Consider the following 9,881-nt stretch of genomic DNA (forward strand, 5'->3'; position numbering starts at 1 on the left):
TGCCGATTTGACCAATAAATCTATCCATTCTTCCGCGCGGGGCGTGCCTGTGGCGGTACGCAGCCTGACCAAGCGTTATGGTGAACGCGAGGTGCTGCGCCAGGCCGAGCTGACCATTGAGCCCGGCCAGTTTGTGGCCATCGTAGGGCGCAGCGGCTGTGGCAAGAGCACGCTCTTAAGGCTGGTGGCCGGATTGGAGAACGCCTCCAGCGGCAGCATCGCGGTCAACGGCAAGGCCCTCACTGGCCTGTCGGACGACACCCGCATCATGTTTCAGGAGGCGCGCTTGCTGCCCTGGAAACGCGTCATCGACAACGTGGCACTGGGCTTGCCCAAAGAGCAACGCGCCGCCGCCTCAAGCGTGCTCAAACGCGTCGGTCTCTCGGACCGGGAAAACGACTGGCCCGCACTCCTCTCGGGCGGCCAGCGCCAGCGTGTCTCATTGGCCCGGGCGCTGGTGCACAACCCGCGTTTGCTGCTGCTGGACGAGCCGCTGGGCGCGCTCGATGCGCTGACCCGCATCGAGATGCACCGGTTGATTGAAGGGTTGTGGCAAACCAGTGGCTTCACGGCTTTGCTGGTGACGCACGACGTGCAGGAGGCGGTGGCCCTGGCGGACCGCGTGATCCTGATTGAAGACGGCCGCATCGCCCTGGACGAGCGCATTGACTTGCCGCGGCCTCGCTCACATGGCGATGCCGGTTTTGCCGCGCTGGAGAAACGCATCCTCGACCGGGTATTGCAAAAACCGGCGACGCAGCCTGACGCCCCAGAAGCGGGCGACCGTCACTGGCCCGGTGTTTCGGCCAGCGGCCTGCGCTGGGCGATTTGATTTTTATTCTATTTTTTCAACAGACCTTTCAAGGAGAAATTCATGTCCATTCAAGCTATCAACGTGCGCAACCAGTTCCGCGGCAAAGTCAGCGAGATCATCCGTGGTGATGTGGTGTCAGAAATCGATGTCCAGACGCCCTGGGGCATCGTGACGTCCGTCATCACGACCCGCTCAGTGGACGCGCTGGAACTGAAGATTGGTTCTGAAGTGGTCGCGTTGGTCAAGTCCACCGAAGTGTCGATCGCCAAGCTGTGATCGAACTGCAAGGTATTGTTCAAACCTACCCGGGCCCCGACGGCCCGGTGCAGGCCCTGCGTGGCGTGGACCTGCAGGTCCCCCGGGGTGAAATCTTCGGGATGATCGGACGCAGTGGCGCCGGCAAGAGCTCCCTCATCCGGACCATCAACCTGCTCAACCGCCCACAAGCCGGGCGGGTGCAGGTGGATGGCCAGGATCTGACGGCGCTCGATCCCGAGGCTCTGCTGTCCGATGAAGCAACCTTGAATCGCCCCGGTTTTCGTGGAGGCTGTTTAGTTAAAGTGAAACTTGGGTTTCGGTCTTCTCGGCAAGTAGCCGATAGTAGTTTGCCTCAGCCTCGGCCGGTGGAATATACCAAATCGGCTCCAGCAGTCGGTGATGGGTGAACCAGAACACCCATTCAAGGGCGGCCAGTTCCAGTGACTCCTTGGTTTTCCAGGGGGCGCGGCGGTGGATCAATTCGGTTTTGTACAACCCGTTGATCGTCTCCGGCCAAGGCATTGTCATAGCTGTCACCACGACTTCCGACCGAGGGTTCTATGCCAGCTTGGGCGAGGCGCTCGGTGTAAAGGATGGAGACGTACTGGGCGGATTCAACCGGTCGTCGCAACGGGTTAATGACGCCGTGATGATAGATGCTTGCTCATTGCTTGCGCAGGTGTCTTCCAACCAAGAACTTTTCGCGGTCGGTTGTTGAGCGCATTGGCCACGGCTGCCAGTGTTTGTGCGCTGTACCGCGATAGGTCTGTACCCTTTGGGAAGTATTGGCGCAAGAGTCCGTTTGTGTTCTCGTTCGTACCGCGCTGCCAAGGGCTTCGCGGCTGGCAGAAGTAGACCTTCAAGCCTGTTTCGGCGCGCAAACGGACATGCTGTGCCATCTCGGCCCCTTGGTCCCACGTCAGTGATCGGCGGAGCTTTGCTGGCAATTTTCCAAACGCCTTTGCAATGGCGTCATTGACGGCCTCTGCCCCATGACCGGCCAGTGCGGGGCCGTGCTTGCGCCGAGGCGCGCCATGCCCTGCCATTCTGGGCAGATGAAGCAGTACGGTGTAGCGGGTGGAGCGCTCGACCAGTGTGCCAACGGCTGACCTCGCACAAGTCTGGCACACACCACCGCACAGTCAACCACCCCAGCGTCAGCCGACGTCCTAACCGGCGTCAGAAACTGCGTCAGAAAAACAAAAAAGCGGCCTTTTAAGGGGCCGCTTTTCTGATTACTCACTGCTAACCTGTTGATTAGCAACAAGATTTTCTGGTGGCCTGGGGCGGAATCACATTCGCGCTTTTGCTGGGCATTTCCGGGGTTTTCCCGAAAAGTTACTGCAATAGTTACTGCAAACTTCGCCCTAAACCTTGAAACTTATCTCCATCTGGCCCTTCAACCAGACACGTATTGATTTTAATCGATGAAGCAAGATGTAGATCGATGCATTCGGGAAATTCGCAATTTTTCGGCATCAGAGAAACTGTCAAATTGGACGGTCTTGGCTGCTTTCGCCCATTGCAGACGTAGAGACCGATCAATTGATCGCCTGACAGCGGTCATTCATGTGCACTCAAATTCAGGCCACGGATGTCCTGTTGTTCGCCGGACTGATCTACCTCCTCAGGAGCTCACGCCAGGTCCGGCGATGTGAGCTGTTTCGCTGGAGCGCGGAGCCTGTCTTGTCAGTCTCCCGATTCCTCGATGTTTTGAGGGAGTGTTTTTCTCATCTCGTCGGCCAGGAACAAGGCAGCGTTCGCAAAACTCTCCAACCGATCAATTCGATCAAGCATGGCCTGTTGCTTGGCCGCTTCCTGGGCATTCAACAGGCCCTCTACGGCGAACCTCGCAATCCGCAGCTCAACGGTGGCGTCCAAGTTGCCTTTGAAAGCCTCTTCCAGCCACGGCTTGACCAGATTGACTGACCGCTCGGCGGCAACGCTGAGTGCGTGACGGATCAGCTCCCTGGCCGCGTGATCGATGCCGATCGCGAACTCGAAGAGTTTCTTCTCGTCCTCCGCCGCACCTTCAAGCTCCTCGCTGCTAGGCGGGCGCGAGAAGAACCTGAGCTCATCTGCCTCATTCACGCCCAAGGAATTGAGGGTGCGCAGCAGCGGGTCCAACTCCCTCAGCGGTCGCATGTACGGGGGCAACGTGTACCGGTGCGCCCAGAGTTTCAGGATGACATCAACGCACTCTGCTACCGCGGCATCTCGTGCGGTTTCGGACGCTTGCTCGGCAGCGGAGATCTTCTCGGCAACCAGGTGGGCCATCCACTGCGCAGTGACATCGTTGCCCAGCTTCAAGCCGGCAACGATCCGCTTGCCGAGCTCGATGACTGCCTTAGAGTGATCGAGTGATTCCATCGTGTCCGATCAGGTAGTAGCGGTTGTAGGGATAGTTGTAGAAGGCGTAGTCGTCCTTGCCGGCCTCGTCTTTCGGCGGCTTGCGGCGGACCTTGATGCGAACGATCAGGGAAGTGTCCGGGCGCCCCTCCAACAATGCACGAATGAACTTGTCGTCGGCGCTGAGCCGAGTACCGGTCAGGAGGTCGCGCTCCTCCCCGTAGCCCGTGCTGCGCGACCATGTCTCGCTCCTCAGCCTGCCCCCGGCTGGTAGCGTCCACGATCTCGCGTCGGGATCAGCCATCGGAGTCAGGACATCGAGGATTTCCTGGCAAGGGCGCGGGCCCGGGCTGCTGATCCTGCCGGCCCAAGGGTCATATTCGTCAAGTCTCAAAGAATCGCTTCCCGTGTTTACCCAGCCGAACAGCCTCAACTCTGGGTCATCAACTTTCTCTCCATGGTCGATGTGATCCGCGTCTGGAAGGTATATCTCTCCTGGGCTAGGGCTGGTTTGCATAGCGGCCAGAAAGGTCGCCGCGTGACGCGAAGGAACAAGCACAGACCCCACCGACACTGTTTCACCGTTGACCGCATCGGTGGTCGTCCAATGGCCCCAGAGGGCCGTCATGCCGTCGTCCGTTGTCAGTTGGTCATCCAGGTACTGTCGATCGACCTGCCAACACCAAGAGGCATCAGATCGAGTGCTGCTCGCCGGGTCGACCTTCAGGATCTGGGGATCGCGTCGGTCCGCAAGCCACCGGTCATCACCGCGAGTGAGCAACTGTCCTTTCAACCAGTCGTCGAAGGGGTCCTCTTCCTCATCAGCGCGATGGCGTACCGGCTTGATCTCCAAGAGCTGGCCAGCGACGAACATCATGGCGTGATAGGACTGATAGACAACGCTGTCCTCCACTCCAGGCATGCTGCCGTGTGAGTGGCTTGTCTCTCGTCCTCGAAAGAGTCCGCGCTTGTAGCGCTGGTCATCGACGCGACGATGGTGGCCAAACGACATGCGATCACGCAAGACTGCACGCGCTCGCCGCTCGATGGACCGCTGGTTCAGGCCGAAGGCGCGGCCCAACGGAGCGAACCAATACGGGCCGATGTCGATGCCGAAGAAGTACCTCTCATCATCGTCCGCGGCCTCGTCACCCGAGGCATCGTCATCAACGATCTCTTGCTCGCCACGGTCATAGACCTCCGTGGCAAGCGCAGCGCGGTTTGCGCTGTTCGCGAGGGCGAGCAAATCCGTTGGCAACGTATGTACTTCGTTCAGCCGCCTCAACGCATCCGCAGCGAAGTGCCGGATGACGACGTGCTGCTCCCTTGCGGCGGAGTCAAGAAACGCGAGGAAAGGAGCGACGGCACGAGGTGCGTCCATCGCGCCCCGTGCCAAGGCAAGGCAGAGCCATTGGCGGGCGTGCCACTCATAGAAAACCAGACCGCGGTCAACGAACGGTTGCGGGTCGGCGCTGGATGCGCGAGTGGCCAGCGCGCACAACAGGGATTGCCAGTCGAGCTCAAGACAGTTTCGGACGCAGTGGGCGTGCTCCCAGCGTTCCGCAGTGGACGGGCGCGCCAGACCCGCCCACAAGTAGCCGGCCAGAGCGTCCTCGCAAGACGATGACGGTGCGAGCGAGTCGTTCCACGGGCCATCGCCGTCTTCACCTTCGAGAATCTCTTCGAGCAGGTCGAAGCCGAAGTTCAACACTTCATCGGCCTCGTCGCTGGTCAAGTGCCGCGCGAGCGGGTCCACCAGGTGGAACAAGTCGTTCGCAACAAGCGTGTCGAGCTGCGAAAGGTACCCCTTGATCCGAGCTGACGCGACGTCATTCTCCAAGACGATGCCCTCTGCATAGAGACCATCAAAGGGGCCCTCGTGGCCCCAGCCGCGGCGCCCTACACGGTTGGGTTCGCTCGCAGCCAGGGAAAGGGCTGCCTTCCTGAGTTCGCTGCGGACGGACAGGAGCCGCTTGCTCGGCACGGAAAGGTGCCTGATGACGTCCGTGAAGCTAAACATACTGAGCTCGTCATCCGACTGGATCGCACGGAGGTATCCGTCGATCTCTGATAGGGTCGCGCGCCGACAGCCTTGCTCATAAAACTCGCGAACGTAAGAGCGATAGTCAACCTTCTTGAGCGATCGCCGTGCCGCGAGAACCGCTGCCGCGTCGCGGAGATCGATCCCGCTGAAAACTGCATCCCAGTCGGGCTCCTGGACCCCTTTGGGGGGGGCTGCCAAGGGCGCTGGGGCTGCGTTCACCGACTCACTGGCTCCTTTGGCTTCAGATGCCTGAAGCAGCCGCTCCAGATCTGGCAGCGATACATGTAGTGAGTCGGCCAGAGCCTTGAGTTCGCGCCAAGTGGGGGCTTCGTAGGACTGAATGCGGAGGAATCGGTAGGCGATTTGCAGGATCGATCTTTTTCGATTGTTGTCGGACTCTGCGTCGATGGCCGCTTTGATGTCGTTGACGCGCTTCCACCCCCTCTCTGTGCCACTCAGGGCGATTGCGGCCTTTTTGGGAAGGAGCCCGTGGTCGATCAGGCTGTAGATCGCGACCGGGAACAGCTCACCAGCAAAACCAAACTCTCGATCCCGCCAGCGGCTCAGAATTGCGAGACTGGATGATGGGCAAAGGCCGACCAGACCCTCAACCAACCTGTCCCAGTCCATGTACTTGTCCCGGGCCATGTGCTCGTAGCTGAGTTCGGCAATGCGCGCCAGCCGATAGGCGGTCTGAGGTCTTGCCTGGCCCGGGCTATGCGCGGCGTCCGTGAGATCCAGGAACGTTGTCCATCGAGAGAGGTGTTCCTCTCCGATCTTGCTGGCGATGTCGATTGCCTTGTCGAAATAGGCAGCCGCTTCCGACTTGTTCACGCAAAAGATGGCACGCGCCAGCTCCTGGAGGTCGTCAACCCGTGTCTCCGCATCGCTGCGTGACGTCGCAAGCTGTTCGAACGCTTTCGAGCTCAGCTGCAACGAGAGGTCGGCCAGTCCCGCCGTTCGCGCCGCCACGCGACACACCAGGGTGAGCGTGCTCGAGTAGATGCGGTCGTTCTTGTCGATCCACTTGAAAAGTGCGTCGACCTGATCTGGTTGCGCGGAACCCGTATCGCGCAAGATCTGCACCCACTCGACGGCAGCCACCTTCTCCAAATTGAAGTTGCGCTGGTAGTCGCGTGACGACGCCGACTTCGTCTGGCCCAGCGCGAGATCAATCTCGTGGTCAAGGTTGGCAGGCGGACGCCCACAGGCGATCTCGGCGGCCAAGATGAACCAGGAAAGGACGCCACCTGTAACGTGCTGCAGTTGGGACGCTTGTTGGCCCTTAACGGAAGAACCCTTCGCCTCAAACTCAGGGCGAACATCCTTGGGAGCCAGATCAATCAACTCAATGCGCTTGCCGCGCAGCGCGGCCTCCAAGGCGTAGGCTCGAATGAAATTCGCGCGCTCGACGTCGAAATCATGAAACTGGCGAGGCGGATCTAACGGCAAATACCGGCGCAATGTCTTCGCCCAAGTCGCATCGTTGCGCGGCAGGCACCGGAGCGCCAGCGTGATTGCGGACCGGACGCCGTCCAGCACGCTGCTCCCCGACTTCCATGAGAGGTCTTCTTCGGGCAGCCTGACCTTGGGGTCAACCAAGATGCCCATCAGATGTCGTAGCGGCTCCTCCGGCATCAGATGTCCTACACGTGCCGATTCAGTAGCCAGACCCAGCAACATCCAGGCATCGCCCTCAGCGTGCTCGGCCAGTTCGTCGATCCGCTTGTAGTCACCAAGATCCGTCAGTCGAGCTGCGACGAGCTTCGTGGTTCTCAGTACGGTGGATTTGGGATTCCATCCTTTCATGAATCGCGCGGCCTCAGCAGGGCCTCGCAATTTCAGAACACCGAGAGCGAGCTCAGCAACGTCGGCGTCTTCAATCGTGTCTTCCTTGCGGCGCTTGGGTGGCAGCTTGCTCCAAGCGATCAACGACTCCCAGGCCATGCGCAACCTGCTTCTAGCCTCAGGGATGAGGTCATCGTTTCCGGCGAGCAGCACGGCCTCGTACGCGTGATGCGAGCCAAGAAATCCGCCTCCGAACGTGCGCCTGGAGACCATTTCTTCGATGCGATCCGACGCAAGCAGAACGCTGGCAATGTCTGTGTTCTGCTGAATGAGCGTGTTCTGGCGAGCTTCGCCAGCCACCTCGCCGCCGACTTTCAGCGCGAGCTTGGCGGCAGCCACATGGCGCCCCTGCTGCAAACAGGCCCTCAGTGCGAACATCAGTCGTTGCAGCTCGACGTCTCGTCGCTCCAGAGGATTGAGCTCGGGCAAGCTCTCATTCGAGAGCGCCAGCGCGATCAGCTCGTCCATCCGGCCGGCAGACAGTAGCAACTGCGGCAGCGCCGCCGCCACGTATGAACTGGTCGCTGCGAGCGGCTTCAGCTTTGCAAGAAACGAATCAAGCGAGGCCGCATCGGGCTTGAACGTCTCGTTAAACCAGGTCTCCGCTGGTTCGTCCATGAAGTGCAGACCTGAGTCCTTGACGAACAGCGGCCGCCCAAACTCTGTCGCAAACGTCCGCACAGCGCTCTCGGGAATCCCGGCGATCTGGGCCAGGATGGAAATCGGCACCAGGGGCCGGAGAACCGCGAGGCCCTTGCAGATCAGGTCAATCTGATTCGCTTCGGTCGGTCCCCACTCGGCTTTCAGCCTGTCGATGGCTTTGGTCAGCAGACCTCCGATCGCGTGCTGAACCGTTGTGGGCGTTGGCCCCAGGGCCCTGAGCATGTCGCCGATGGGCGGGGTGCCCTCCATGGCCAGCGCTTGAACTCGGGGGTTATCGCTGCTGAGAAAAGCGAATTCCGCTACTTCCGCATCAGTCGCCTTGGGATAGCTCAGACGCAGGTGTGTGGCGGTCTCAGCCTTGGAGAACGACTCCAGCTTGATCACGGTGCTGTCGAGTGGAGCGCCCAAGTGCCCCTGCCGGTGAGACCGGCAAGTGAATGCCAACCGCACCCCGTCGGGCATGTCCGTGTTGATCAGGTCATGGACAAAGGCGCGCTCACCGATCTCATGTGCCGCCATGTAGGCGTTGTCGGCGGCGTCGATGATGATACAAAGGCTCGCCTGAGGCGTGCGGGCTCTAAGAAGATCAATCGCTTGCTTGAGCCGCGACACGAAGGCCCGCATGAATTGCTTGGGGTCGGTGCCGCTGGACGGAATCAATGGTACGCAAAGCTGTTGACCTGCGAGCTCGTTCGCGATCTGTATGAGGGCATCGCGGTACCGATGGCGACACTTCAAGGCTTGGCGATAGGTCCCGTCACCGAAGCAGTCGTACAGCACCGCCACCGATCCAGCAGGCATCGCACGGGCCAGGTGAGCAGAAAGAGTCGACTTGCCCACACCACCATCCGCGTGGATGACAACAGGGCGTTGTGCGGTGAGCAGCGTCGCGAGGATGTCTGCCTGCTGCGTTCGAGGAAGCACCTGCGCCGGTTCCGAGATCAGCGAGGGTGCCGGCAGGAGATCGACTTCAGTCACCCGAAGGGCGAGAAGGACGTTGTAGAGCCGGACGGAACGGTCCTTCTCTCCTTCATCGGTTGCCCGGCGGGCAACCAATTCGTTTAGCTGAAGCGCAGCCTCGGTATCCGGTTCGGACATGAAGGCGTTGAGATCCTGACGGAGGAGATTGCGCTGCTCCCACAGATCGGGCTCGCCAGCTTCAACCGAAAAGACGGCAAAGAAGCTCTGTACGCTACTGCCTGCTGACGCCGCGTACCGTTTCAGCAACTCGTCAATCTCACGATGCCGCGGCGCTGTCGATCTCGCTGCGATATCGGCCAACGCTTCAAGAACAGTCCCGTCCATGGGCCTGTTCGTCAGAAAAATGAACCGAACCTTCTTCGCCAGAACGTCCAGACCAAGTGACGCCTCCAACTCCTTGAAACGGCCAGCGAAGCCTTCGATGGTTCCTTTGAGACCGCTTGCCGTCCAAGGGTCGTGCGCGTGCTTGGAGGAATGCTTGAGCTGCACATAGCGGATGGACTTCGCCGCTATGACGTCCTCACTCCCGTAGTACAGCCCAACGTCAATGACCTGCTCGCCGACGCTCGTGGACGCATCTCCCTCATCCAGTGACGGTCCTTCAATCGCCACCGCCACCAGGCCGTCTCTCGCGGCAAGCAGCCCGAGGCATTGCCGGGCAGCCCATTGATAGTGGAACTGGTCGCCGCTCCTGGAGGGACCTACAGAATTTTGCTTCGCCATATTTTTTTGGAGCTCGTCGTATGACGGAGCTTACACGCCCGGACTGCCCGTCGGCGGACTTGCCTGCGGCCAGCTCCTTACGTCGTAAGCATGCGGTGAACCCATATTGACTGCGCATTGCAGTCCTGCTTTACCGAGCTAGCTTTGTGGTTGCCAGCGGTGCGGCAGCAGTTCATGAATCTGGCTTGCCCGTTGCGTTGG

Annotated in this window: 4 protein-coding genes and 3 pseudogenes; 3 read left to right on the forward strand and 4 right to left on the reverse strand. The window is 60.2% G+C overall.

The annotated features are described in order from the left end of the window. The first annotated feature begins 7 nt into the window (after window positions 1–7). The 3 genes and pseudogenes from AC097N_RS20580 to AC097N_RS20590 all read left to right on the forward strand — a co-directional run. Entirely contained in the window at window positions 8–832 is an 825-nt protein-coding gene (locus AC097N_RS20580) for an ATP-binding cassette domain-containing protein (RefSeq protein WP_479583940.1), read from the forward strand. A gap of 42 nt (window positions 833–874) precedes the next feature. Further along, window positions 875–1,090 carry a TOBE domain-containing protein gene (locus AC097N_RS20585; RefSeq protein WP_479583941.1) on the forward strand — a complete coding sequence of 72 codons (216 nt, stop codon included), beginning with the start codon at window positions 875–877 and terminating at the stop codon, window positions 1,088–1,090. Next, window positions 1,087–1,317, forward strand: a pseudogene (locus tag AC097N_RS20590) (ATP-binding cassette domain-containing protein); the annotation flags it as partial. The gene AC097N_RS20585 and the pseudogene AC097N_RS20590, both read left to right, overlap by 4 nt. 52 nt (window positions 1,318–1,369) lie before the next feature. Here the strand turns inward: AC097N_RS20590 and AC097N_RS20595 are convergent. From AC097N_RS20595 to avs3a, 4 genes and pseudogenes are all read right to left on the reverse strand, one after another. Continuing rightward, window positions 1,370–1,682, reverse strand: a pseudogene (locus AC097N_RS20595) (integrase core domain-containing protein); the annotation flags it as partial. Window positions 1,683–1,707: 25 nt separating this feature from the next. Continuing rightward, window positions 1,708–2,184, reverse strand: a pseudogene (locus tag AC097N_RS20600) (IS30 family transposase); the annotation flags it as partial. Window positions 2,185–2,761: 577 nt separating this feature from the next. After that, on the reverse strand, window positions 2,762–3,442 hold the full coding sequence (avs3b, locus tag AC097N_RS20605; protein ID WP_479583942.1) for an AVAST type 3 anti-phage proein Avs3b: 681 nt from the start codon (window positions 3,440–3,442) through the stop codon (window positions 2,762–2,764). Next, a complete protein-coding gene (gene avs3a, locus AC097N_RS20610; protein WP_479583943.1) occupies window positions 3,420–9,680 on the reverse strand; it encodes an AVAST type 3 anti-phage nuclease/ATPase Avs3a in 6,261 nt (2,086 codons plus the stop codon). Before avs3a ends, avs3b begins: the two co-directional genes overlap by 23 nt. Window positions 9,681–9,881 lie beyond the last annotated feature (201 nt).

Source organism: Rhodoferax sp. LS1R11 (assembly GCF_056521395.1).